This window comes from Arthrobacter nitrophenolicus (assembly GCF_045833485.1).
In the GTDB taxonomy this organism is placed as follows: Bacteria; Actinomycetota; Actinomycetes; order Actinomycetales; family Micrococcaceae; genus Arthrobacter; species Arthrobacter nitrophenolicus.
On record NZ_CP174504.1, the window covers coordinates 2,891,763 to 2,914,776 of the forward strand.

Annotated in this window: 22 protein-coding genes and 1 pseudogene; 12 read left to right on the top strand and 11 right to left on the bottom strand. The window is 66.4% G+C overall.

Features of this window, described 5'->3' with window-relative positions; translation table 11 throughout:
• Positions 1-235 precede the first annotated feature (235 nt).
• The 3 genes and pseudogenes from ACJJV6_RS13475 (at position 236) to ACJJV6_RS13485 (ending at position 2,008) form a co-directional block, all read left to right on the top strand.
• Positions 236-439, top strand: coding sequence for an antitoxin MazE-like protein (locus tag ACJJV6_RS13475; protein WP_407709185.1), 204 nt, complete (start codon positions 236-238; stop codon positions 437-439).
• Positions 436-762: pseudogene (locus ACJJV6_RS13480) on the top strand (type II toxin-antitoxin system PemK/MazF family toxin). Before ACJJV6_RS13475 ends, ACJJV6_RS13480 begins: the two are co-directional and overlap by 4 nt.
• Positions 763-1,141: 379 nt before the next feature.
• A complete protein-coding gene (locus tag ACJJV6_RS13485; protein WP_407709186.1) occupies positions 1,142-2,008 on the top strand; it encodes a metallophosphoesterase family protein in 867 nt (288 codons plus the stop codon).
• Positions 2,009-2,088: 80 nt separating this feature from the next.
• On the opposite strand, the gene ACJJV6_RS13490 is transcribed toward ACJJV6_RS13485, so the two are convergent.
• The 4 genes from ACJJV6_RS13490 to ACJJV6_RS13505 all read right to left on the bottom strand — a co-directional run bounded on the left by ACJJV6_RS13490 (position 2,089) and on the right by ACJJV6_RS13505 (position 5,621).
• Positions 2,089-3,678, bottom strand: a complete 1,590-nt coding sequence (locus tag ACJJV6_RS13490) for an alkaline phosphatase D family protein (RefSeq protein ID WP_407709187.1) — start codon at positions 3,676-3,678, stop codon at positions 2,089-2,091.
• A gap of 111 nt (positions 3,679-3,789) precedes the next feature.
• On the bottom strand, positions 3,790-4,149 hold the full coding sequence (locus ACJJV6_RS13495; RefSeq protein WP_407709188.1) for a hypothetical protein: 360 nt from the start codon (positions 4,147-4,149) through the stop codon (positions 3,790-3,792).
• Between the two features lie 111 nt (positions 4,150-4,260).
• On the bottom strand, positions 4,261-4,755 hold the full coding sequence (locus ACJJV6_RS13500; RefSeq protein ID WP_407709189.1) for a GNAT family N-acetyltransferase: 495 nt from the start codon (positions 4,753-4,755) through the stop codon (positions 4,261-4,263).
• Positions 4,752-5,621 (bottom strand): ribokinase, encoded by an 870-nt coding sequence (locus tag ACJJV6_RS13505; RefSeq protein WP_407709190.1) that lies wholly within the window; start codon positions 5,619-5,621, stop codon positions 4,752-4,754. The genes ACJJV6_RS13500 and ACJJV6_RS13505 overlap by 4 nt, the downstream gene beginning before the upstream one ends.
• 152 nt (positions 5,622-5,773) lie before the next feature.
• On the opposite strand from ACJJV6_RS13505, the gene ACJJV6_RS13510 reads away from it, so the two are divergent.
• Together ACJJV6_RS13510 and ACJJV6_RS13515 are read left to right on the top strand one after the other, a co-directional pair.
• Complete coding sequence (locus tag ACJJV6_RS13510; RefSeq protein ID WP_407709191.1) at positions 5,774-7,213, top strand: MFS transporter; 1,440 nt, start codon at positions 5,774-5,776, stop codon at positions 7,211-7,213.
• Between the two features lie 36 nt (positions 7,214-7,249).
• Positions 7,250-8,251: a nucleoside hydrolase gene (locus ACJJV6_RS13515; RefSeq protein WP_009372923.1), complete on the top strand. Its 1,002-nt coding sequence runs from the start codon at positions 7,250-7,252 to the stop codon at positions 8,249-8,251.
• A gap of 34 nt (positions 8,252-8,285) precedes the next feature.
• Here the strand turns inward: ACJJV6_RS13515 and ACJJV6_RS13520 are convergent, their stop codons facing one another.
• The 3 genes from ACJJV6_RS13520 to ACJJV6_RS13530 form a co-directional block, all read right to left on the bottom strand.
• Entirely contained in the window at positions 8,286-8,933 is a 648-nt protein-coding gene (locus ACJJV6_RS13520) for a hypothetical protein (protein ID WP_407709192.1), read from the bottom strand.
• A gap of 130 nt (positions 8,934-9,063) precedes the next feature.
• Entirely contained in the window at positions 9,064-9,864 is an 801-nt protein-coding gene (locus ACJJV6_RS13525) for a GntR family transcriptional regulator (RefSeq protein ID WP_407709193.1), read from the bottom strand.
• A 137-nt stretch (positions 9,865-10,001) separates the two neighbouring features.
• Positions 10,002-11,543: an alanine/glycine:cation symporter family protein gene (locus ACJJV6_RS13530; protein WP_407709194.1), complete on the bottom strand. Its 1,542-nt coding sequence runs from the start codon at positions 11,541-11,543 to the stop codon at positions 10,002-10,004.
• Positions 11,544-11,786: 243 nt separating this feature from the next.
• Between ACJJV6_RS13530 and ACJJV6_RS13535 the strand changes: the two genes are divergently transcribed.
• Together ACJJV6_RS13535 and ACJJV6_RS13540 are read left to right on the top strand one after the other, a co-directional pair.
• Positions 11,787-12,371, top strand: a complete 585-nt coding sequence (locus ACJJV6_RS13535) for a class I SAM-dependent methyltransferase (protein ID WP_407709195.1) — start codon at positions 11,787-11,789, stop codon at positions 12,369-12,371.
• Between the two features lie 141 nt (positions 12,372-12,512).
• Entirely contained in the window at positions 12,513-13,199 is a 687-nt protein-coding gene (locus tag ACJJV6_RS13540; protein ID WP_407709196.1) for a hypothetical protein, read from the top strand.
• Positions 13,200-13,241: 42 nt separating this feature from the next.
• Here the strand turns inward: ACJJV6_RS13540 and ACJJV6_RS13545 are convergent, their stop codons facing one another.
• Both ACJJV6_RS13545 and ACJJV6_RS13550 read right to left on the bottom strand, forming a co-directional pair.
• Positions 13,242-14,045, bottom strand: a complete 804-nt coding sequence (locus tag ACJJV6_RS13545) for an alpha/beta fold hydrolase (protein ID WP_407709197.1) — start codon at positions 14,043-14,045, stop codon at positions 13,242-13,244.
• 59 nt (positions 14,046-14,104) lie between these two features.
• Positions 14,105-14,491, bottom strand: a complete 387-nt coding sequence (locus tag ACJJV6_RS13550) for a TfoX/Sxy family protein (RefSeq protein ID WP_407709198.1) — start codon at positions 14,489-14,491, stop codon at positions 14,105-14,107.
• 280 nt (positions 14,492-14,771) lie between these two features.
• Between ACJJV6_RS13550 and ACJJV6_RS13555 the strand changes: the two genes are divergently transcribed.
• Positions 14,772-14,975, top strand: a complete 204-nt coding sequence (locus ACJJV6_RS13555) for a cold-shock protein (RefSeq protein ID WP_009372930.1) — start codon at positions 14,772-14,774, stop codon at positions 14,973-14,975.
• Positions 14,976-15,100: 125 nt separating this feature from the next.
• Positions 15,101-16,378: a plasmid pRiA4b ORF-3 family protein gene (locus ACJJV6_RS13560; RefSeq protein ID WP_407709199.1), complete on the top strand. Its 1,278-nt coding sequence runs from the start codon at positions 15,101-15,103 to the stop codon at positions 16,376-16,378.
• A gap of 7 nt (positions 16,379-16,385) precedes the next feature.
• Here the strand turns inward: ACJJV6_RS13560 and ctaD are convergent, their stop codons facing one another.
• Entirely contained in the window at positions 16,386-18,134 is a 1,749-nt protein-coding gene (gene ctaD / locus ACJJV6_RS13565; protein WP_009372932.1) for a cytochrome c oxidase subunit I, read from the bottom strand.
• A gap of 110 nt (positions 18,135-18,244) precedes the next feature.
• Positions 18,245-18,979: a FadR/GntR family transcriptional regulator gene (locus tag ACJJV6_RS13570; RefSeq protein ID WP_407709200.1), complete on the bottom strand. Its 735-nt coding sequence runs from the start codon at positions 18,977-18,979 to the stop codon at positions 18,245-18,247.
• A 189-nt stretch (positions 18,980-19,168) separates the two neighbouring features.
• Here ACJJV6_RS13570 and ACJJV6_RS13575 point away from each other — a divergent pair, with 189 nt between their 5' ends.
• The 3 genes from ACJJV6_RS13575 to ACJJV6_RS13585 all read left to right on the top strand — a co-directional run bounded on the left by ACJJV6_RS13575 (position 19,169) and on the right by ACJJV6_RS13585 (position 22,917).
• Positions 19,169-19,714, top strand: coding sequence for a gluconokinase (locus ACJJV6_RS13575; RefSeq protein ID WP_035752688.1), 546 nt, complete (start codon positions 19,169-19,171; stop codon positions 19,712-19,714).
• Between the two features lie 48 nt (positions 19,715-19,762).
• The gene (locus ACJJV6_RS13580) at positions 19,763-21,166 is read left to right on the top strand and encodes a GntP family permease (RefSeq protein ID WP_009372934.1); all 1,404 of its coding nucleotides are present in this window, start codon (positions 19,763-19,765) and stop codon (positions 21,164-21,166) included.
• 695 nt (positions 21,167-21,861) lie between these two features.
• Positions 21,862-22,917, top strand: a complete 1,056-nt coding sequence (locus tag ACJJV6_RS13585) for an IS30 family transposase (RefSeq protein ID WP_152419652.1) — start codon at positions 21,862-21,864, stop codon at positions 22,915-22,917.
• The last annotated feature ends 97 nt before the right edge of the window (positions 22,918-23,014 follow it).

Sequence of the window (23,014 nt, forward strand, 5' to 3'; positions counted from 1 at the left end):
GCGGCTCCGGCTGAGCCCGGAGCCTGTTCCGCAGCGCAAGCCCCTGGTGAGGAAAACCAGCGCCGTGAACGCGGCCATCTTAACAAGGCGGACCTCGTGGGCACTACCCGGGAGTGCCCGCCTACCGCCGTCCAATCACAACGCTCTCGCACCTTTTGTCGGTTTTCCCCCCACCCTCTCGCAGGTTCTGCTTCTTCCCCGCCGTCCCTCAAGCGTTACATGCAACCATTGACATATGAGCGCAAGGGATCGCGTTGCCCGCCACCGCATCGCCATGAAGCAGCGGGGTTTCCGGCAAATTCAGATGTGGGTTCCTGACGCGCGCACGGAGGAGTTCAAGCGCGAGGCGCAGCGCCAGGCGCGGGCGGTCGCGGCGTCAGACCGCGCCGGGGACGACCAGGACTTCATCGAACAGATATCGGAAGACTGGCCGGAGTGAACCGTGGTGAGCTGTGGACCGTGTCCGGCGGAACTTACGCACAGAAACCGCGCCCGGCCCTCATCATCCAGGACGACCTTTTTGCCGCCTCAGAGTCGGTGACGCTCCTCCCGCTGACCTCGTTCCTGACGGATGCCCCACTGCTCTGACTGACGGTAAACCCCAGTCCTCTGACGGGGCTGGAACGCACCAGCCAGATCATGGTGGACATGCTCACCACAGTCCGCCGCACCAATCTCGGGCAGCGCATCGGCCGGATTGATTCCGAAACCATGGTTTCGGTTGAGCAGTCACTCGCGGTCTTTCTCGGCTTGGCCCGCTGACCTGAGCGAAAGGGCGGATGTGACGCCGCAAAGCCGGCCGCCCGCCGTGGCCATGCCCCGTTTGCGTAACTTTTCGCCGGGCCTACCCACCCGGTCCGCGCCAACTCCGGCGACAGCAACGCTTTGGCCACAAAAGTCACGCATTCTTGCCCATGCTTGACAGCCTGTCCGGAGCTTACGAGGATCAGAGTGCCGGCGTAGACGGCAGTTAGTCCGGCTTTTCGGAGGGTAACGGATGCGGTCAGCACTTCCCCGCGGCAGACGCTTCCGGAGTGCGGCCGCGGCCGCAGTGCTTCTGGCAATCACCCTTTCGGGGTGCACCGGCGATCCTGACCCGCCCCCGCCAACTACCGCACCGGTAGATGTCCGCATCGCTGCGGTGGGTGACATGAACGGTGAGGAGAACATCGACCCGGAGAGCCCGTCAGGCCGGAACGCCGCGGCGATCACCGAACTGGTGGAGAACAACGAGATCGACGCGTTCCTGGGGCTCGGGGACTTCCAGTACGACACCGCCTACTGTGAGGACCTGGTGGACTACTGGACACCGCTGTGGGGCGGCACGATGAGCAAGCTGTACTGGGTGGCTGGCCCCAACCATGACTGGGAACCGGGCCGGAACGAGGACCTGGACAACTTCATGAACGGCCAGTGCCCGGGGTCCACGGCGAAAGCCGCCATCAACCAGGAACTGGGGTTCATCGGCAACGGGAAGGCGTACTCGAAGGACTTCGGGAACTGGCACTTCGCCTTCCTGCCGTCCGGGCAGTGGCGGTACAACCCCCGGGAGGCCCGGGCGCTGACGAGGTGGCTGGACAGGGACCTCGCTGCCGCGAAGGAAGCGGGCAAGCACCTGGCCGTGGTGCACCACGAGCCCTACTTCACCTCGGAGACGGAGGCGCATGAGCGGGCCGAGGACCACAAGCCCTGGATCGACGTGATGTGGAAGCACCGGGTCCGCCTGACCCTGTCCGGGTCGCAGCACAACTACGAACGGTCCTGTGCCGTGAACAACCGGGACCGGTGCGATGATGACGGGATCACGGCGTTCCAGGTGTCCACGGGCGGCATCGAACTCCGCCCCTTCACCAGCAGCCCGCAGTACATCGAAAAGCGGTTCAGCGACACCCACGGTTTCCTCCGGCTGACACTCCGGACCGACGGGTCCTTCGACTGGAACTTCGTCCCGACAACGGGGGAGGGCACGGACGAGGGGACTCGCCCGGCGCCCGAGCCGGACAACTAGCAGGACAACCAGCGGCACGACGACGGCGGGGCGCGGCAGGTAAGCCGGCGCCCCGCCGTCGTACGTCACGTTCCCGGTGGTTACCCCTGTGCCGCCAGGCCGGGCACGCCGTCCTGGATCCGGAAAGAGGCCTTCGTGGATACGGGGGCGCCCGGCGTCGTGACGTAGTCCAGCACCCGGAAGTCGGCGGTCATCGCGTCCCTGGTGATCTTCGTGTTCACGTAGCCGCGGTTGTCGTTGAAGAACTTCAGGTGCGGGTTCCAGGCCATGACCGGGTCCGTGGTGGAGCCGGTGCCGTTGCCGGTGGAGGTGATGGAGGTGCAGACCAGCTCCGAGCCGACTACGGGGGAGGCCGGGTCCTTGTAGTCCACCTTGAGGTCGCAGGCCCAGTTGCGGTGCACGTCGCCGGTAAGGACGACGGCGTTGCGCACGTTCGCGTCGATCCAGCCCTGGGTGATGCGGCGGCGGGAGGCGGCGTACCCGTCCCAGCCGTCCATGGAGACGTCGTCGATCTCGGGGGCGGCGTTGCGGTCCCGTTCGGCGAAGAACACCTGCTGGCCCAGGATGTCCCAGCGCTGGGTGGAGTTCCGGAACCCGTCCAGCAGCCACTTTTCCTGTTCGGCGCCGGTGATGCTGCGGTCCTCGGCGAGGCGCTCGGCCACGTTCTTCTTCCAGCCGTCGCCGGCGAGCTGGTCGTCGCGGTACTGCCGGGTGTCCATCATGTGGAAGTTGGCCAGCTGGCCCCACTGGATGCTCCGGTAGATCTTCATGTCGAACCCGGCCGGCACCGAAGACCTGCGCAGCGGCATGTTCTCGTAATAGGCCTGGAACGCGGCGGCACGGCGCTGCCGGAAACGCTCGGTGGTGTCATTCATCTGGCCCGCGTCCGTGTTTTCCGGGACCTCGTCCGCCCAGTTGTTGTCCACCTCGTGGTCATCCCAGACCACCAGCCACGGTGCGATCGCGTGCGCTGCCTGCAGGTCGGCGTCGGATTTGTACTGGGCGTGCCGCTGCCGGTAACCGGCCAGCGTGACCGTTTCGGGGCCCTGGTGGTCGCGCGGGTTGCCGCCGCCGATCACGTAGCTGTCCTTCTTATACTCGTAGAGGTAGTCGCCCAGGTGCAGCACCAGGTCCGGGTGGTCCTCGGCCAGGCGGGTGTAGGCGGTGAAGTAGCCGTGCTCGTACTGGGAGCAGCTGGCGAAGGCCATCGCCAGCGCGGCTGGCGTTTCGTGCGGCGCGGGGCTGGTGAGGGTGCGGCCCACCTCGCTGATGTGGCGGCCGCTGCGGAACCGGTAAAAGTATTCGCGGCCGGGCTTGAGGCCCTTGAGCTCGACGTGGACCGAGTGCCCGGTTTCGATCCGGGCCTGCTCGACGCCGCGGGCCACCACGGTGCGCATGTTCCGGTCTTCGGCTACTTCCCACGCGACGGGGACCTGCCGCGATGGCATGCCGCCCAGCCCGTCCTCGGCCAGCGGGTCCAGCGCCAGGCGCGTCCAGATCACGAAGCCGTCCGGCCACGGCTCGCCCGAGGCGATGCCGAGCATGAACGGGTCGGTGCGGAGTCCGGCGTCGTCAGCGGTGGAAACCGCGACGGCGGCACCCGGCAGGGCGGCGACCAGGCCTGCCCCGAGGCCGGCGGAAATGAGGGATCTGCGGGAAATGTTGTCCATGCCTCCGACCGTAGGAAGGCCGGTTGGACAGGTTCCGAGAAGGACGTGAATGGCCGGTGAACAGCGTGGCAAGGCTGGCCGACGAGGCCCTACAGCCTGCGGCGGTGGGGCCTATAGCCTGCGGCGGTTCAGCGCGTCGAACTTCTCCTGCCAGTCGGCCAGGTCCCAGTCCACATAGCGCCGGTGCGCCGCGTTCCACTTGGGCATGATGTCCGGCGTGAGTTCAGGGGCCGCCGGTTGCGGCGCGGGTGGTTTTGGCGCCGGCAGTTTGCGGGCCGGCGTGGCGTTCCGTGGGGGAGCAACCGGCCTGGGTGCTGGCCGGACGTTGCGGTTTGGGCCGGCAACCGCCTTCGGGCGGGTCGCAAGGCCGACGAGGGACACAATCCCGATGATCGTGTGGCCGACGACCCAGATGACTCCGAAGAGAACCGCAAGGGCGAGAAGGAAGCCGACCCAAAGCAGGATACCCATAGCTGAGAAGAGCACAACCATGGCCTATTTTATCTTCTGAACCCCCGCTTTGGGGCGGGAATCCGGGCAGCGACCGGGTCGGTTTCGACAGGCTCAACCACCGGGAGGGCTCTAGAACTCCAGCCGGAACACCCACAGCAGCACGTCTTCGCCCGGCACGTACCAGTCCCGCTCCGGGACACGGCGGAAACCCAGGGACTCGTACAGGGCGTGGGCGCGCTCCATGAACGTGGCGCTGGTAATGCTGATGGCGCCGATCTCCGGCAATGACCGGGCATGCTCGATGACGCGGCGCACCACAGCCCGCCCTACTCCGCCGCCTTGGATCGCAGGGTCCACGGCGAGCATGCGGAACTCCAGCTCGCCGTCCACCGCGATCTCGCTATAGGGCTGGCCGGCGAAGGTCAGCGTCACCGCTGCGACCACAGCATCGGATTTCTCGGCCACCCACACTTCGGCATGCTCGGCCCGGTGTTCCACGTCCTCGAGTACGCCCATATACGGGTGGTCGGCCGCGAAGTGCCCGGCGGAAAGGTAGGCGTCCCGCGTGACCCGCCGGACGTGGTCGTAATCCGCCGGGGCCGCCGGCCGGAACGTCAGGCTCATTGTCCGGCCACGTCCGCCGGCGAAACCCGCGCCACGTACGCGGCCAGCGGGGCCAGCGCCGGCTGGGACGACGGGTCGCCCACGGCGTCCGCACCCACGGCGTTGGCAACGGCAAGCGCCGCCGCGTAGTCCAGCCCGGATCCGAGCGCCAGCACCAGGGCTGCGCAGAACGCGTCGCCCGCGCCAACGGTGTTCACCACAGTCGCGGCGGCTGCTGGAGCCTCGGCAACCTTCCGGCCGCGCTCAAACATGGCGGACCCCTCGCCGCCGTACGTCACCGCCACCAGCTTCGCGCCGGCGAGGGCGGGAATCAGGGCGTACTCGCTCTCGTTGACGATCACCAGGTCGCAGCGCTCCAGCAGTTCCGCCGGCAGGTCCATGGCCGGTGCCGCGTTCAGCACAAAGACACCCTGCGCCTTTCGGGCCGCCTCCAGCACCACGGGCAGGCCCACCTCCAGCTGGCACAGCACCGTCTCGTCCGGGCCGAACTCCACGGCATCCACCGAGAGGTGCGAGTTGGCACCCGGGCACACCACAATCTGGTTTTCGCCGTCGCTGTCCACGACGATCAGCGCGGTGCCGGTCGCTTCGGACAGGACGGCAACATCGGCGGTGTCGACGCCGGCACCCGCCAAGGCGTCCAGCATCCGCTGGCCCTGGGCGTCCTTGCCCACGGCGCCCACCATGCGGGTGGTGCCGCCGAGCCGCGCCACGGCTGCGGCCTGGTTGGCGCCCTTGCCTCCGGGCTGCTCGGAGAGTAAGCCGCCGCCGATGGTTTCACCGGCGGTGGGAAGCCTCTCTGCGGTGGCGATCAGGTCCAGGTTGATGCTGCCGACCACGGTGACGGCAGGAAGTCGATTGCTCATGGAAAGTCTCTTTCGGAGGGGTGCCGGGAGCGGCAGGAACAAAATTCAGTGTACGGCATGGGTTGTACTTGTTGGTCATACATGGTTGTATAACAACTCGAATCTTGCCAAACCAAGATGCAAGAACCCCTGCTCGAACAAAGGAGTTTGATGTGAACACCCCAGCCCCGGCGGCCGCACCTCCCGCGGACGCCGCCTCCGCCGTCGTCCTTCCCGACGGCGACGCCAAATTCTCCGGCCGGCGTGCCGCCCTGCTGATCTCCACCCTGCTGCTCGGTGTGCTGTCCTTCCAGCTCAACGCCAGCATGGTCACCCCCGCGCTGCCGCAGATCGCGGCCAGCTTCGGCCGGAACGCCGACGCCGCGGCCCCGGTCCAGTCCATGTTCTTCCTGGCCGGCGCCATCGCCGGGCCGGTGATCGGCCGGTGGAGCGACTTCATCGGCCGCCGCGCCGCCCTGCTGCTGGTCCTCGGCATCATGGGCGCCGGCACCATCCTCTGCATCACCGCGCCCACGCTGGAACTGCTCATCACCGGCCGGTTCCTGCAGGGCGTCTCCAGCGCGGTCTTCGCCTTGGCCTACATCGTCCTCAGCGAGAACCTGCAGGCGAAGGTGTTCGGCACGTCGGTGGGCATCATCGCTGCCATCAACGGGGGAGTGGGCGGCGTGGACGGCTACGTGGGCGGGCTCATGGCCGAGACGCTCGGCTTCCGGTCCATCTTCGTCGTCGTCCTGGTCCTGACCGCTATCGCCGCCGCCTGCATCATCCGCATCGTTCCGGCCGGGCGTCCGAGCGGCATCCGCGGCGCCATGGACTGGTGGGGCGCCGGCTCGCTCTCGCTGTTCCTCGTATTCACCACGTACTTCGTCTCCGGCGGATCCGCCGCGGGCTGGACCGCGCCCGGCACCCTGGCGCTGCTGGCCGCCACCATCGCGTCCTTCGCCGCGTTCTGGTTCATCGAAAAGCGGCGCAGCCACCCGCTGATCGCCGTCCACCACCTCCGCTCCCGCCAGGTGTGGCCGGTCATCGCCACCACCGTCCTGACGCTTGCCGGCATCTTCGCGATCATCAACTTCACCGTGGTGCTGCTCAGCCAGGATCCCGACGGCGGCTTCGGGCTTTCGGCGTCCGTCTCGGCCCTGCTGTTCCTCACCCCCGCCGCGCTGATCGGCGTGTTCGCCGCGCCGCTCGCCGGCTGGCTGGCCGACCGCCGCGGCTGGATCAAAACCCTGCGCGCCGGAACCGGACTGAGCCTTGCCTGCGCCATCGCCGCGGCCGCGTTCTCGGAGAGCCAGGTGGCGGTGCTCGTGGCCGTCGCGGCCCTCGGCATCTTTTACAACGGTTTCTTCCTCACCGCCATCAACGGGCTCTCGGTGCTGCTTTCGCCCAAGGAAGCCCCGGCCGCGCTGCCCGGCATCAACGGTGCCTCCTTCGGCATCGGGGCGAGTCTCGGCGTCGTGCTTGTGGCACCCTTCGCCGCCCTGTCCACGTCCGCCGGGTACGCCACCGCCCTCTGGATCTCGGTGGGCATCACGGCCGCCGCATTCATCGTCAGCCTCTTCGTTGCCGCCCCCAAGGGCGAGACCGTCTGATCCCTCATTCCCTTCACCGAACCTGAAAGAAGACCCATGACTGCCACTGCCCCGTTCTACCTGGACTGCGACACCGGGATCGACGATGCCCTCGCCCTCGCCTACCTGCTCGCCGCCCCCGCCGCCGACCTGGTGGGGATCGGGGCTGTCAGCGGCAACGTCAGTGCCGCCGTCGGGGCCCGCAACACCCTGGACCTGCTCCAGCTCGCCGGCGCCGCGGACATTCCCGTTGCCCTTGGTGCGCATGATCCGCTGGCCGGCTCCTTCGGGGGAGGGGCGCCGTGGGTGCACGGGGAGAACGGCATCGGGGAGGTTTCGCTGGCCGCCTCGCCTGCTCCGCTGGCTTCCGAGTCCGCGGCGGAGATGCTGGTGCGGCTGGCCCGGACGTATCCCGGGACGCTGCGCGTGCTTGCCATCGGCCCACTGACCAACATCGCCGAGGCCCTGCGGCTGGAGCCCGCGCTGCCTTCCCTGGTGCACTCTGTGACGGTGATGGGCGGGGCCGCGCTGGCGCCCGGCAACATCACGCCCGTTGCCGAGGCCAATATCTGGAACGATCCCGAGGCCGCCGCCCTGGTGCTCGCCGCAGACTGGGACATCACGCTGGTGCCGCTGGACGTGACCATGGGGTCCGTCCTCGAGGATCACCACCGGCAGGAGCTGCTGGCCTCATCCGCGCCCGTGCCGCGGGCGCTGGGGGAGATGCTGGGCTACTACTTCCGCTTCTACGAGGGCATCTACGGCCGGCCCTGCTCGGCGATGCACGATCCGCTGGCCGCGGCGCTCGCCGTCGGCGCTGTGCAGGCGGCGGTGGCGCCGGTGGTGCGTGCCGCCGTCGACACCTCCACCGGACCCTCCCGCGGGCAGACGGTCTGCGACATGCGCGGGCTGTACGCCGGCTACCCGGAGGTGCGGGGTGCACGGTGCCGCGTGGTGCTGTCGCTGGAACAGGACTTCGCGCCGCACCTTGTGGAGACGCTGCTTGGGCACTTTTCGATGGTTGAGTCTGCCGGATCCCTGGTGGTTGCGCCGGTCTAAACCTCGAGTGATGTGGAGGGGAGGGCCAGCTCCCTTAGCCGGGACTTCCGCCCAGCACATCCACATGCACATGGTCGAGATGGCGAAGGATCTCGTTACCGGGTTCAGGTGCGTCGTAGTCCCGCCACTGCGCCCGGGAGCTGTGTGCGCTCCAAAACCGGTCGTCGAGGATCACGTACTGGATGTCCAGGTCCTCGGCGTGGGCGACGAGCCAGTGAGCCAGGATCCACCCCTGACGGCGGTTCTCCTCAGTCACCGGGCGGAAGAAGACGTCGATGGCGCGGCCGTCGTAGTGCGTGGAGTCCGCCCCGTGGCCCTGGTCAACACCGCCCGGGGCGAACCCGCCCAGGCTTTGGTTGCCGAACGCTTCGGTCAATGCTCCGCGCAACTGCTCGGCGCGGGGTGTCAGGCCGGTGGCGCCGATGTCTTCTACCGGCAGGTCCCTGGCGGCCGAGCCCCGGCAGGCCAGGGAAGGGCCGGCACCGCCGGAAGGACCGTCGGCCAGCCGCTGCAGCACCGCCGAGTCGATGCCGGAGGTGTCCGGCGCCGCAACTCCCCGGGCCTGGAGTGCCACCGCAGTTGTGGCCAGCTTCGCTTGGTCCCGGCTCAGCCCCACTTCCCCCTCCGGCGTGTCGACGACGCACTCCGGCCGCCAGAGCAGAGAGCCGTCCCCGGTGCGCAATCCACTGAGTATGGCGGGGCCGAAGACAGCCAGCAGTGTCGCGAGCCCTACGAGCAGAAAAATGCTTAAGAGCAGCCGACGCGAGCCGTGCTGGCGCCGATGGGTCTTGTTGCCGTTCATCGGCAGTCTCTTAGGACGGGAACGACTGCATGATGGACAGATGCCCTGCCCGGGCGGCGATCAGGCATTTGGCCAGGTAGAAGGGCCGGTTGTTCTGGCGGACGTACTGGGTGAGGACCAGGACCGGGTCCGAGCCGCGGAGGTCCAGCAGCTTGGCGCGACTGGGACCCACCTGGCTGAGGCTGATCTGGCACTCGCCCGGGCCCGGAACCCGGCCCAGCTGGGCGGTGAGCGCGGCAAGCAGGGTCGCGCCGCCGTCGTCCTCTATCTCGAGGGGTGCGGCCGGGCCCCTGCCGAGGCTGACCGGCTGGGCGGTGACGTTTTCCTGCAGATGGGCGATGGCTTCGCCGTCGCGGAGGAGGACGGATTCCCAGAGCCAGCATTCGGTGCCGGGCTCGACGCCGATGCCGGGGGCGACGAACTCGGAGGCCTCCTGCCGGACCACCTGGACGCGTTTGACCTCGATCTGCTGGCCGGGGCTGCCCAGGACCTCCTCGAACGGGCGGATCCGTTCGATGCCGATGCGGGGGAGGGTGTCCGAGACGAAGCGTCCGACGCCGCGCCGTGCCCTGATCAGGCCGTCCTCCTCGAGGAGCATGAGGGCTTCGCGGACAACCGTGCGGCTGACCTTCATGTCGGTGCCGAGTTCGGTTTCGGTGGGGATCATGGAGCCGGGCGTGAGGAGGCCGTTGCGGATGGCTTCGGCGATGCGCGAGTAGACGGCAACGCGGAGGGGCGAGCCGGGCTGGGCTGCCACCGGCTGGGACAGGAACCGGGCGGCGTCCTGGTGCACGTTTGCCTCGCTTTTCATGGTGAATCCGGGGATTCCAGCCTAACAAGTGCTACGCGTTTGTTGGACAAGCCAGTTCTGGAGCAGCCGCCATTAACGCAGCAGGCCGTGCACCGCGCATGGGCGCGGCACACGGCCTGCTGCATCTGGGGTGTGCGCTAGCTGCGCGCGGATTCCTTCTCGCGCTCGGCCGTCTTGTAGGACTCCCAGAAGGTGGCCCCGGTGATGCCGAGGGGCCGCGGGTCGAAGACGGGGTCGAGGCCGAGCTTCTGCTGCCGCTCAAAGTCCTTGAGCGCCTTGAAGGCGGGCTTCTGCAGGACCAGGATGCCGACGATGTTCAGCCAGGCCATGAGCCCGACGCCGATATCGCCCATCACCCACGCGTCGGCGGCCGTGTTCACGCAGCCGTAGGCGGAGGCAACGAGGATGGCCACCTGCAACGCGACGGTGGTCGCGCGGCCGAGGCTGGTCCGCAGGCCCGGAATCATCTTGGCCGACGAGCTGCCCAGGAGGAAGCGCAGGTTGGTCTCGGCCATGTAGTAGTAGGCGATGACAGTGGTCAGGCAGAAGAAGACCAGCGTGATCGCGATGAACGCGGCACCGACGCCGGGGAAGACGGAGTCGAAGCCGGCCTGGACATATTGCGGCCCGACGACGGCGCTCGCCGAGAGCAGCCCGCCCTCGGCAAGGACCTCGCCGTCTTCGCTGCCGCCGGAGAAGACGCGGTAGGCGCCGGTGGAGAGGATCAGGAAGCCGGTGGCCGAGCAGACAAACAGTGTGTCGATGTACACCGCGAAGGCCTGGACCAGGCCCTGCTTTGCCGGGTGCGAGACTTCGGCGGCAGCGGCCGCGTGCGGGCCCGTGCCCTGGCCGGCCTCGTTCGAGTAGACGCCGCGCTTGACGCCCCACATGACGGCCAGGCCGATGATGGCGCCGAGGGCGGAGTCCATGCCGAAGGCGCTGCGGAACACCAGCGAGAGGATTTCCGGCAGCTGGGCGGCGTTGATGACGACGACGATCAGGGCGAGCAGGATGTAGCCGGCGGCCATGAACGGCACCACGAACGATGCCACGCTGGCGATGCGCTTTACGCCGCCCATGACGACAAGTGCCAGGAGGATGACGGAGCCGACGGCCACGACCCACGACGGGATGGTCCAGGCGCCGCTGATGGCGGTGGCCATGGAGTTGGTCTGGACGCCCGGCATCAGGACGCCGCAGGCAAGGACAGTCACGGCGGCGAAGACGTAGCCGTAGACCTTGAAGAAGCCGGCGCCCTTGGTGTGGGCGAAGGCGCGGGAGAAGTAGTAGGCCGGGCCGCCGCGGTACTCGCCGGTCAGCGGGTCGCGGGTCTTGTACATCTGGCCGAGGGTTGATTCGACGAACGACGTGGACGCGCCCAGGAAGGCGACGGCCCACATCCAGAACAGGGCGCCCGGTCCGCCGAAGGCAATGGCGGTGGCGACGCCGGCGACGTTGCCGGTGCCGACGCGTCCGGACAGGGACATGGCCAGGGCCTGGAACGAGGAGACGCCCGAGGCGGACTTCTCACCGTGGAGGAGCTGCTGGAACATGCCCTTGACGTGGCGGACCTGAAGGAAGCGTGTCCGGATGGAGAAGTAGACTCCGGTGGCAAGGCAGAGATAGACGAGCCAGTCGCTCCAGATCACGTTATTGATGGCTGATAAGGCATCGCTCATAAGTGTGGGTTCCCTCCATAAAGAGCGTGTCAGATGCGGGTGGTGCTTCTGCGCCGCCGGTGGATGTCGTGGCGCGCACCACACAAAACCTGTGAAGCTTCTCACAAAGCGCCGGGGGAGTCCATTTGGCCCACCCCAGGCGAATAATGGTGGGCAACCAGGAAAGGAATGGTCATGGAACCTGGGATGCGCCGCTTTCAGCACCCCTGCTTTGCGCGTGCATTCGCACGGGGGGTGGAAGGGATGGACCGCCGCGGGGCAACTGAGCACCGCCGGCGCATGCTGGCAGGCCTGCACGGTTCAGTCATCGAAATCGGTGCGGGGACTGGATCCTCTTTTGCGCTCTACCCGCCCGCTGTCACCCACGTTTTGGCGCTGGAACCCGACGACTACCTGAGGAGCCTGGCACTGGAACAGGCTGCCAATGCCAGTGTCCCCGTGACTGTGGTCTCGGCTGCAGCGGAGCATATCCCGGCCGAAAGCGGAAGCGCCGACGCCGTGGCTGCGAGCCTCGTCCTGTGCAGTGTCGAGGACCAGGCCGCCGTTCTCGCGGAAATCCGGCGCGTCCTGCGGCCCGGCGGAACTCTTGCCTACTACGAGCACGTCCGTTCCGACCGCCCTTTCCTTGCAGCAGTGGAAGACCTGATCACGCCCGTCTGGCGGCGTTTCATGGGCGGGTGCCACCTCAACCGGGACACGATGCAGGCCATCAACGCAGCAGGTTTCACGGTCCAGGACAACGAGCGGTTTAGGTTTGTGGTGCAGCAGCTGAACCCGCCCCTGACCCACATCCTGGGTACCGCCACGAGCCCTGGGCCGCCCGGCTGACACCACCGGTGCGTCGCAGTTCAGCAGCGGCCGGCCGACGAAGACGGGGGCTTTGGACCCTACTTCAGGTTCCGGCGCCGCCCCTAGCCTGAAAGAAGAAGGGCGGCGCACGGCCGCCTGCCGGACTCCGGGAGGCACAGGGTGAAATCGGCAAACACAAGCATCGTCGGAGGCATCGTCCTGATGGCGGTGGGTGTGCTGTGGCTCCTTGACCGGCTGGGCGTGGTGGAGAGTGCCGCCCTCCTGGCGCCGCTGGTCTTCGCCGGCGCAGGGGTGTTGTTCCTGTCCCTGTTCGCCCGACGCCGGGAAAACTGGTGGGCGGCCATCCCCGGCTCGGTCTTCCTGGGCCTGGCCGCCGTGGCCACCGCCACGCAGTTCACCGGGAACAGCGCGGCGGGCGCCTTCCTGTTCCTCTTCATGGGCGGGGGCTTCGCCGCCGTCTACCTTCGGGAACGCGGCAATTGGTGGGCCCTGATCCCGTGCGGGGTCATGTTGACACTGGCACTGATCGTGACGATCCCGCAGCAGCTGCAGGGTACGCCCGTCGCGGCCGTCCTGTTTTTGGGGCTGGCGGCCACTTTCGGGGCGCTGTCCCTCGTCCCGGTCCGGACTGCCGACCGCGTGGAGCGCATGAAGTGGCCCCTGATTCCGGCTGCCGTCCTTGCAGTGCTGGGAGTGATTTTCGCGCTGCAGTCCATGGCGGTGCTCATCCCCCTGGACTTCGCCGTCCCCGCGGTCATGATCCTCGCCGGGATCACCCTGATCGTTTACGCCTACTTCGCCCGTCACGACAGGCAGCACAACATCCAGGGACCCAGCGCCGGCTGACCCTTGGATTCCCGCTGGCTGGCATGCCGGTGGGGCCGCGACTTACCCGGTCCGGGATTCCTCGGCCACCTGCCGTCCACCGGTTTCCGCCTCGGCCAATTCCCAGTGCCGCCGGAGCCCGTCGGCGAGCCGCTGCGGCTCTATCCGGTGCGGCGGGTCGAAGTGGTGGCGCCGGGGGAAGACCTCAAGGTGGAAGTCCGGGAAGAAGACCCGGGCAAGCCTGGCCGCCATGTCACCGTAGTCATCCGGATGGCTCAGGCCGCCGAGGGCAAAGAAGACCGGGTGGCTGAAGGCGGCCAGCCGTGACCTGTCCAGGTCGTAATTGTCGAAGTTCCTGAGGAACGCTTTGATGCCCGCGGGACGCTTGGCCATCCACGGCGGCTGGGGACCGGGCTTCGGGGGCGGAAGGACGACGTCGGGCCTCACTCCCAGCCGCATGAAGGCGGGCAGGAACTGCTCGGGAGGGAGGGATTCCAACTGCCTGTACCCCTTCCGGTGCTCAGCGTAGGCCGGACTCCAGTCCCAGTTCCCCGCCCAGGCCGGCTCGAGCAGGGCCAGGCTCTGCAGCCTTTCGGGGTGTTTGGCGGCCACCGCCAGTGCTACGGAGCCGCCCCCTGAGTAGCCCGCCAGATGGAACGTGTCCCAGCCCCGCGCGTCCGCCTCGCGCAGGACACCAGCAACCTCGGTGTCCAGGGTCCAGTCCGCTGGCGGTGCATCGCCCGTGTAGAGCTCGAGGTCTTTGGCGTCCGCCTGCACATCGGGCCCGAGGGCCTCGATGAGGGCCGTGTAGGCCAGGTCTGCGGGCAGGATGGCACCGGGTAGCAGGATGGCCCGAATCGGTTGCATGGGAAAACCCTACGCCGCAGCCGGCAGTAAACAAGGGGGCATGAGACGCGGCTGCCCGGCTACTTCCTGGCGGCTTTCGGGGCGCGGGCCTTGGGTTCCTTTGCCGGGAGCGTGGACACGAATTCGTACGCCTTGGTGACCCAGGCCTTGGCCCGGGCGTCGTCGCCGTCGCCCTCCTCGTTCCACACCTCGGGAAGCCCGGAGTAGCCGGCCATCGGGCGGTCTGCCGGGCCGAACGGGACAGTGCGCTCAGAGGATTCCAGCAACACCCGGTCCTCGTCCGAGAGCTTCACGCCGATGGTGGGGCCGAAGAGCCCGGCAAACATGTTGCCGTTGACGAAGGCGCCCAGGTTGCCGAACATCGGCTTCACCACGACGCCGGGATGGTCCGGCACCACCGACCGGAAGCGTTCCTTGTCTTCTTCGCTTGCTTTGGGCATCTCCATGGCTGGTTCCCCCGTTCAAAGAGTGCTGCTCGATGTGAGTGCAGACTATGCCCATTCGCCGGGCTGGTCGAGGGGTCCTGCCGGTGCCCTGTGACGTACTTGGCTAGGCAAATCTGAAAAGTCCTGTAGTGTTGAGCCTGTTGTTGTGTTTGCATTTGGTAGTTCAGGCAGTACGCGCGGTCGAAAGTCCGCGTTCTTCTGAAGTAGCGGTTTTGAACACCCCACACCGGAGGGCCCGAAAGTCGGGACTTTCCCTCCACCTTCACGAAGGACAAAAATAATGGCTACTGGCACCGTCAAATGGTTTAACGCTGAAAAGGGCTTCGGCTTCATCTCCCCGGACGACTCCTCGCAGGACGTTTTCGCGCACTACTCCGCGATCAACTCCAACGGCTTCCGCTCCCTCGAAGAGAACCAGAAGGTTTCCTTCGACACCGAGCAGGGCCCCAAGGGTCCCCAGGCCACCAACATCCAGGCTCTCTAATTTCCTAGAGTTCCGGGACCGTTAGGTTTCTCGAAGCAGGGCTTGCCGTCATGGCAGGCCCTGCTTTTGTTAACCCAGCTGTGCTGCTTCTTCCTTCATCCCATCCTCCTGACAGAATGGCCAGCATGGACAGCACCGAAACCGTTCCGGCCCTCAACCTGCGGATCAGCATCGAAAATACCGAACCGCTCATCTGGCGGCGGCTGCTGGTTCCTGAAGCGCTGACACTGGAGCAATTCCACCTGGTCGTCCAAGCCGCCTTCGGCTGGGAAAACCGCCACCTATACGGCATCCAGACCACGGACAGAACCGGCAGGAAGCGGACAATCACCGATCCCGACGACGGCCAGGACGGTTTGCGCGCAGAGGCCCCATCCCGCGTCGTACTTTCCGAGCTCCTGGACCCGGCAAAGCCGGGCACGGCCTTCGACTATGACTACGACTTCGGCGACAACTGGACACACCATGTGGAGCTGGTGGGCAGCGGCAAGCTTAATCCGGCCGAGCTACGGTTCGTGGATGGGGCCAACCGTGGCCCCGTGGAGGACTCTGGCGGACCGTTCGGCTACAGGCAGTTGGTGGAGGCCTTGGCGGACGAGCACCATCCGGAGCATTCCGAGGCACGGTCCTGGACTTTTCAAGTGACAGGCGAATTTGGGCCCTTCGATCCCACGGCTCTGGACCCGGAGGCCATCAGCCGCCGGCTCCGGATGCTGAGCCTGCAATGGTGGCCACAGCCACTAACGGATCAGGATCGCAGCACGGTGCTGGGCCCCATCTTGTGGTTCCTGCACGCTGCCTCCGGCGACGGGCTGGAGCTGACCAAAGACGGCTACCTGAAGCCTGCTGTGGTCCGACAGGCTCTGGAAGAGCTGGGGTGGGACAGCAGGATCGTCGGCAAAGGCAACCGTGAGAGCCAGACCCCGCCCATCCTCGAACTGCGGCAGCACATGCTTGACTGGAAGCTGCTGCAAAAACGGAAGGGCCGGCTGCTCCTGGCGCCGCGCGGGCGCCACTACATCGGCCGCCCGGACGAGCTTTGGGACTACATGGTGGAGACCATCGCGCTCCCGGAACACCCTGCCGTATACCTGACCACCCGGCTCTATCTGGACTGGCTCATCAGCGGCATCGCACCGCCGCTGACCGAGCGGGTTGACGTGATCCGCAGCGAACTGGAAGCGGCAGGCATGGTCACCCGGTCCGGTCATCCGATACCGGCGGAATGGGCTATCGAAATCGACCGGACGGTCCGCTGGAACCTCAAGTGTCTGCAGCTCATGGGTCCAAAGAAGAACTACTTCGACCGGGCACTCGTCACCGACGGCGGCCTGAAGTTCGCCCTGCAGGCCCGGGAGTTGGCCGGGCAGCATGTTCCCGAGGGTCTGCTGCTCCCAAGATAGCTTTCAGCTATTCGTCGGGGTTTGGACTGCGGACATCCTTCTCGCCGATGTCGGCCGCACCCAGGGCGGCGGCTGCGGGGCTGTGCGTGGTCTCATGCTCGCGGACGCGGATTTCCGGGTGGTGCAAGTCCAGGGCAGGACGCTCCGAACGGATGCGCGGCAGCGACGTGAAGTTGTGCCGCGGCGGCGGGCAGGACGTGGCCCACTCGAGCGAGGCCCCGAAGCCCCAGGGATCATCCACCGCAACCTTGCGGGTGCTGCGGGACGTGATGAAGACGTTCCAGAAGAACGGAATCAGCGAGGCACCCAGCAGCATCGATGAAATGGTGGAGAACTGGTTCATCCAGGTGAAGTTGTCCTCCACCAGGTAGTCGGCGTAGCGGCGGGGCATGCCCTCAACGCCCAGCCAGTGCTGGATGAGGAAGGTGCCGTGGAAGCCCAGGAAGAGCATCCAGAAGTGGATCTTGCCCAGGCGCTCGTTCAGCATCCTGCCCGTGAACTTCGGCCACCAGAAGTAGAACCCGGCGAACATCGCGAACACCACGGTGCCGAACACCACGTAATGGAAGTGGGCCACCACGAAGTAGGAGTCGGAGACGTGGAAGTCCAGCGGCGGGGAGGCCAGGATGATGCCGGTCAGGCCGCCGAACAGGAACGTGATCATGAAGCCGATGCTCCACAGCATGGGCGTTTCGAACGTCAGCGAGCCGCGCCACATGGTGCCGATCCAGTTGAAGAACTTCACCCCGGTGGGCACCGCGATCAGCATGGTCATGAACGCAAAGAACGGCAGCAGGACCGAACCGGTGACGTACATGTGGTGCGCCCACACGGTCATGGACAGCGCGGCGATGGAAATCGTGGCATACACCAGCCCCTTGTAGCCGAAGATCGGCTTGCGGCTGAAGACCGGGAAGATCTCGGACACGATGCCGAAGAACGGCAGCGCGATGATGTAGACCTCGGGATGGCCGAAGAACCAGAACAGGTGCTGCCACAGGATGGGCCCGCCGTTCTCCGGATTGTAGATGTGGGCGCCGAAGCGGCGGTCCGCGCCGAGCGCGAACAGGGCTGCCGCCAGGGGCGGGAACGCCATGATCACCAGCACGGAGGTGATCAAGGTGTTCCAGGTGAAGATCGGCATCCGCCACATGGTCATGCCGGGGGCGCGCATGCAGATGATGGTGGTGATGAAGTTGACGGCGCCCAGGATGGTGCCGAAGCCGGAGAGGGTCAGCCCGAAGACCCACAGGTCCCCGCCCAGTCCCGGGCTGAACGTGGTGTTGGACAGCGGTGTGTAGGCGAACCAGCCGAAGGACGCGGCGCCCTGCGGGGTGATGAAGCCGGACACGGCGATGGTGGAACCGAACAGGAAGAACCAGTATGCGAGCGCGTTGAGCCGCGGGAACGCCACGTCCGGGGCGCCGATCTGCAGCGGCATGATGAAGTTCGCGAACCCGGCAAACAGGGGCGTGGCGAACATCAGGAGCATCACGATGCCGTGCATGGTGAACAGCTGGTTGTACTGTTCCTTGGTCTGCAGGATCTGCATCCCGGGTTCGAAGAGCTCCGCCCGGATCAGCAGCGCCATCACACCCGCCAGGCAGAAGAACACGAACGACGTGATCAGGTACAGGAACCCGATGGTTTTGTGGTCCGTGGTGGTGATCCAGTTGACCACCACGCGGCCCTTGCTCCGCGGAACGACGGCAGGCGCCGTTACTGATCCTGTACGTGACTGTCCGGTGATGGCCATTGTGCACCTCACAGCTGTTCCTGCACGGCAGGGCCGCTTGCATGGGCCCTACTAGCAGGCTACTCAGGATCGGGACAACCGGAAAGAGGCCAGACGGGCCTTCCTGTTGCCTAGTGCAGCCCCATCGCCTCGCGCACTTCGTCCAGGATGTGGTGCATGGCCCGTTCTGCCACTACGGTGTCCCCGCGCGCCACCGCAGCCGCCACATCCTCGTGGGCCTGCAGTGCTTCATTCCGCGGCTTGAACGGCATCAGCCCCTGCCTGGTGCGGCTGGTCAGCACCTCCGCCACCATGTCCTCCAGTGCCCGGAACATCTCGTTGCCGCAGCTCCTGAGCAGCAGCTGGTGGAACTTGATGTCCGCGGCAAGGAATGCCTGCAGGTCGCCCGCCTCGCCCAGCCTGCGCAGCTCGGCACCCAGGGCAACGAGCTGGGCACGCTCCGCCGCGCTCGCCCGGCGGGCGGCCCCGGCAGCGGCGATGGGTTCGACGGCGATGCGCAGCTCGGTTAGGCTGCTGTACTGTTCGGCACGCCGATCGGAGGCAAGGCGCCACCGCACCAGCTTGGGATCGTAGACATTCCAAAGATCAGGCTCCTGCACCACGATGCCCACCCGGCGGCGCGAGTAAACCAGGTTCATGGATTCCAGGACCTTCATGGTGTCCCGGGCAACCGTGCGGGAAATGCCGTATTCCTGCTGCAGCCCCTCAAGGGTCAGCCGGCTGCCGGGGGTCAGCCTGGCGGAGGCGATGGCTATGCCGACCGCCTCCAGGACACGCTCATGCATCGCGGGGGAGGCCCCGCCGTCGTTCGCGTCATCCGCGTCCTGTACTGTCGCCGTCGACATTGTTTTCCGCCTTCCCGCGCCGGAGCGCAACCTCAGGATAGCCAAGAATGCTGAAAAGGTATGACTTGTGACACGGAAAGATAGTACCTATCGATCAAAAAGGTGATACCTTATGGCGTAGCCCACTTCATCACGGGCACGCAGCGAGCTTCTTCGAAAGCCAACGACGTCTTCTCCGGAGGTATGACCATGCAGTATCCACCCACGCACCTCGTGGTGATGGGCGTTGCCGGATCCGGCAAATCCACCCTCGCAGCAGCCCTGTCCAAGCAGTTGGGCTGGGCCTGCGCCGAGGCGGACGAATTCCACCCCCAGGCCAACATCGCCAAGATGACGCAGGGCATCCCGTTGCAGGACGAGGACCGCTGGCCGTGGCTGCGCGAGATCCGCGACTGGATGACCGCGCAGGCCCAAGCCGGCTGCAGCACGGTCCTGACCTGCTCGGCGCTCAAGAAGAGCTACCGAAACCTGCTGTCCGAAGCCGAGGGCCGGGTCCTCTTCCTCCATCTCGACGGCGGCGCGGACCTGATCAGCCAGCGCATGCAGGGCCGGGAAGGCCACTTCATGCCGCCCACGCTGCTGCCCAGCCAGCTCGCCACGCTCGAGGCGCTCAGCCAGGAAGAGCTCGACGCCGGCAGCCTCCGCCTCGATATCTCCCGCTCGCCGGAGGAGCTGGTTGCCGCCGTCGTGCAGGCACTGAAGCTTCCCTCCGGACAGGCGCCCTGCGCCTCCTAACGCCCCAAACCCAACCCCAACACAAAAGTTCTGTTTCAAAGGAGAACCATGACCATCGAAGGATGGACCCAGACGCTGGGAGCAGGTCCCCTGCTGCTCATCGCCGCAGCCGCGATCCTCGCGCTGCTGTTCCTGATCATCAAGCTGCGCGTGCACGCCCTGATCGCCCTGATCCTGATCAGCCTCGCCACCGCCTTCGCCACCGGCATCCCGGCCAACCAGGTGGTCCCGGTGCTGATCAACGGCTTCGGCACCACACTTGGCACCGTGGCGCTCCTCGTGGGCCTGGGCGCCATGCTCGGCCGGATCGTGGAAACCAGCGGCGGCGCCAAGGTGCTGGCCGACTACCTCATCGGCGTGTTCGGTGAAAAGCGCGCCCCGTTCGCACTGGGCCTCGCCTCGCTGATCTTCGGCTTCCCCATCTTCTTCGACGCCGGCCTGGTGGTCATGCTGCCGGTCGTCTTCGCTGTCGCACACCGCCTGGGCGGTGGAGTGCTCCGCTACGGCCTGCCCGCGGCCGGCGCCTTCTCCGTGATGCACATCTTCCTGCCGCCGCACCCGGGCCCCGTCTCCGCCTCCGCGTTCTTCGATGCCAACATCGGCCTGGTGACCATCGCCGGCCTCATCGTGGCCATCCCCACCTGGTACGTCACGGCCTACCTGTACGGCCTGTACACCGGCAAGAAGCTGGTCCTGCCCGTGCCCGAAATCCTGGGCCACGCCTCCGCAGAGGCCGAATCCCACCCGCCGCGCTTCCGCACCATCGTGGGCCTGCTGCTCCTGCCGCTGGTACTGATCTTCATGAACACCGGCCTGAACACCCTCGCTACCTCCGGCGTTCTGCCTGAGGGAGTCAAGGACGAGCAGTGGTACCAGGTGCTGCGTACCCTCGGCGAAACCCCGGTTGCCCTGCTGATCGCTGTCCTGGTTGCCCTGTTTGTGCTCGGCGCCAAGCGCGGCAAGGACGCCGGTGCCCTGGAGAAGCTGCTCGAGTCCTCCCTCGGCCCGGTCTGCTCCGTCATCCTGATCACCGGCGCCGGCGGCATGTTCGGCGGCGTGCTCCGCACCTCCGGCATCGGCCAGGCACTCGCCGACGTCCTGGGCAACCTGGGCATCCCGCTGATCCTGGCAGGCTTCCTGATCTCCTCCATCCTCCGCATTGCCCAGGGTTCGGCTACGGTTGCCCTCACCACCACCGCGGGCCTCATCGCCCCCGCAGTGGCAGCGGCCGGGCTGAACGGCATGCAGGTGGCTGCCATGGTCCTGGCCGTCGCCGCCGGCTCCGTGGTGGTGTCCCACGTGAACGACTCCGGCTTCTGGCTGGTGGGCCGGTTCTTCGGCATGGACGTCAAGACCACGCTGAAGACCTGGACCGTCATGGAAACCCTGATCGGCGTGATGGGCTTCGCCATCGCCGCGCTGATCTTCCTGCTGGCCGGGCTGGCGGGCTGACCCTTCCCAACCAGGTAGCGCCAACTGCCGTTTTGGACTCTCAAAACGGCAGCTGGCGCTACTTGCTTTTGCAGCGGCGGTCCGGCGGCGGGAACACCGGCGGGTTCTAGCGGTCGTTGCAACACCCAGAATTTTTGGGAGTTGCAACGACCGTGTCGTCTTTAAGGGAGAAGCCCGCTGGGCGGCGGAGATATTCGCAGGAGCAGAAGGATCAGTTCTTTGCGGCCCTCGATCGGGTTCAAAATGTCAGTGCCGCCGCGAGGGAACTCGGTTTCAATGTGATGACCTGTCACCAATGGATCCGCAAGGCTGGTTTGCCCCGGGGCAAAGTACGGAAGCAGTCGGTGCACCGGAAGTACACGGCTAGGCAGAAAGAGCAGTTCTTCGCCGTGTTCGACCGTCTTAAGAGCACCACGGAGGCTGCAAAGGAACTCGGGCTGAATCCCAATACGTGCGCCGCGTGGGTGCGGAAAGCCGGGCTGAAGGGTCAGGGAAAGCCGGGGACAGGTCCACACCCTGGAAGGGACGAGTTCTCCCGGCTGCGCAACGCCGGCGTGAGCCGACGGAAAGCTGCCGCGGCAGTTGGTATTCATTTACGGACCGCTGAGGAGTGGGACCAGGGAATCCGGAAGTCCGGCGGACGACGCATTTATCCGGATGGCCGGGTGGTCGACTACAAACGTGGTGTGATCACTATGACCTCTGCCGCCGGCACAACAGAAACGGTCCAGGTCCCGGTGGCCGCGCTGGAGAAACCTATCCACCCGCGGTACCTCAACGTCAAGGAACGGGAACTTATCCGGGACCTGCAGGCCGCCGGATCCTCGGTGCGGGCGATCGCCCACGCCCTCGGCAGATCGCCCTCAACAGTCAGCCGCGAGTTGGCCCGAAACACCGATCCGCGGATGGGCTACCTTCCCCACGGTGCACATCGGAAGGCAACTGCCCGGCGGGCCCGGCCCAAGACAGCCAAACTCGCGGGCGAGTCGGACCTGCGTAAGTACGTGAAGGACAAGCTGCTCCTACGCTGGTCTCCGGAACAGATCAGCCACACGCTGGTCGAAGAGTTCCCCGACAACCCGGAGATGCGCGTGAGCCCAGAGACGATTTACCAGGCCCTCTACCTCCAAGCCAGAGGCGGACTTAAACGTGAGGTGCAAGCAGCTCTGCGGACCGGCCGGACCCGGCGAAAACCCCATGCCACCGCTGATCAGCGCACTCCCAGGTTCACCGACCCCATGATCATGATTTCCGAACGTCCGCCCGAGATCGAGGACCGCGCCATACCGGGGCATTGGGAGGGGGACCTCATCACTGGCGCCCACAACCAGTCCGCGATCGCGACCCTGGTCGAGCGCACCACCCGTTACCTAATGCTCGTCCACCTGCCAAAGGACCACTCTGCCTCAACCGTCCGTGACGGCCTCATCAAAACCATGGCCACCCTTCCGGCGCACCTTCGGGGATCCCTGACCTGGGACCAGGGATCGGAAATGGCTGCCCACAAATCCTTCACTCTCGCCACCGACATGCAGGTCTACTTCTGCGACCCCGCAAGCCCGTGGCAACGCGGCTCGAACGAGAACACCAACGGCCTGCTGCGCCAGTACTTCCCCAAAGGCACCGATCTGTCTGTCTTCGGACCCGAGGACCTCGAACACGTCGCCCAGGAACTCAACGGCCGCCCACGCAAAACGCTCGGCTGGAAAACTCCAGCCGAGCGTTTACGTGATTTACTACTAACCACCTAACCAGCAGGTGTTGCAACGACCCCTTGAAACCGCCACCTGCCGGGCCGCCGTCGTTGTTTATCTTTGTGCGTCTCCGCCAGGAGCGCCGTCCGCCAGA

Excerpts from the sequence above, each read along its gene's own strand:
- ACJJV6_RS13515 (WP_009372923.1), top strand. The coding sequence starts at position 7,250 with ATGACTGCCACTGCCCCGTTCTACCTGGACTGCGACACCGGGATCGAC.
- ACJJV6_RS13525 (WP_407709193.1), bottom strand. The coding sequence starts at position 9,864 with ATGAAAAGCGAGGCAAACGTGCACCAGGACGCCGCCCGGTTCCTGTCC.
- ACJJV6_RS13530 (WP_407709194.1), bottom strand. The coding sequence starts at position 11,543 with ATGAGCGATGCCTTATCAGCCATCAATAACGTGATCTGGAGCGACTGG.
- ACJJV6_RS13490 (WP_407709187.1), bottom strand. The coding sequence starts at position 3,678 with ATGGACAACATTTCCCGCAGATCCCTCATTTCCGCCGGCCTCGGGGCA.
- ACJJV6_RS13535 (WP_407709195.1), top strand. The coding sequence starts at position 11,787 with ATGGACCGCCGCGGGGCAACTGAGCACCGCCGGCGCATGCTGGCAGGC.
- ACJJV6_RS13505 (WP_407709190.1), bottom strand. The coding sequence starts at position 5,621 with ATGAGCAATCGACTTCCTGCCGTCACCGTGGTCGGCAGCATCAACCTG.
- ACJJV6_RS13545 (WP_407709197.1), bottom strand. The coding sequence starts at position 14,045 with ATGCAACCGATTCGGGCCATCCTGCTACCCGGTGCCATCCTGCCCGCA.
- ACJJV6_RS13500 (WP_407709189.1), bottom strand. The coding sequence starts at position 4,755 with ATGAGCCTGACGTTCCGGCCGGCGGCCCCGGCGGATTACGACCACGTC.
- ACJJV6_RS13475 (WP_407709185.1), top strand. The coding sequence starts at position 236 with ATGAGCGCAAGGGATCGCGTTGCCCGCCACCGCATCGCCATGAAGCAG.
- ACJJV6_RS13495 (WP_407709188.1), bottom strand. The coding sequence starts at position 4,149 with ATGGGTATCCTGCTTTGGGTCGGCTTCCTTCTCGCCCTTGCGGTTCTC.
- ACJJV6_RS13585 (WP_152419652.1), top strand. The coding sequence starts at position 21,862 with ATGACCTCTGCCGCCGGCACAACAGAAACGGTCCAGGTCCCGGTGGCC.
- ACJJV6_RS13555 (WP_009372930.1), top strand. The coding sequence starts at position 14,772 with ATGGCTACTGGCACCGTCAAATGGTTTAACGCTGAAAAGGGCTTCGGC.
- ACJJV6_RS13560 (WP_407709199.1), top strand. The coding sequence starts at position 15,101 with ATGGACAGCACCGAAACCGTTCCGGCCCTCAACCTGCGGATCAGCATC.
- ACJJV6_RS13580 (WP_009372934.1), top strand. The coding sequence starts at position 19,763 with ATGACCATCGAAGGATGGACCCAGACGCTGGGAGCAGGTCCCCTGCTG.
- ACJJV6_RS13575 (WP_035752688.1), top strand. The coding sequence starts at position 19,169 with ATGCAGTATCCACCCACGCACCTCGTGGTGATGGGCGTTGCCGGATCC.
- ACJJV6_RS13570 (WP_407709200.1), bottom strand. The coding sequence starts at position 18,979 with ATGTCGACGGCGACAGTACAGGACGCGGATGACGCGAACGACGGCGGG.
- ACJJV6_RS13550 (WP_407709198.1), bottom strand. The coding sequence starts at position 14,491 with ATGGAGATGCCCAAAGCAAGCGAAGAAGACAAGGAACGCTTCCGGTCG.
- ctaD (WP_009372932.1), bottom strand. The coding sequence starts at position 18,134 with ATGGCCATCACCGGACAGTCACGTACAGGATCAGTAACGGCGCCTGCC.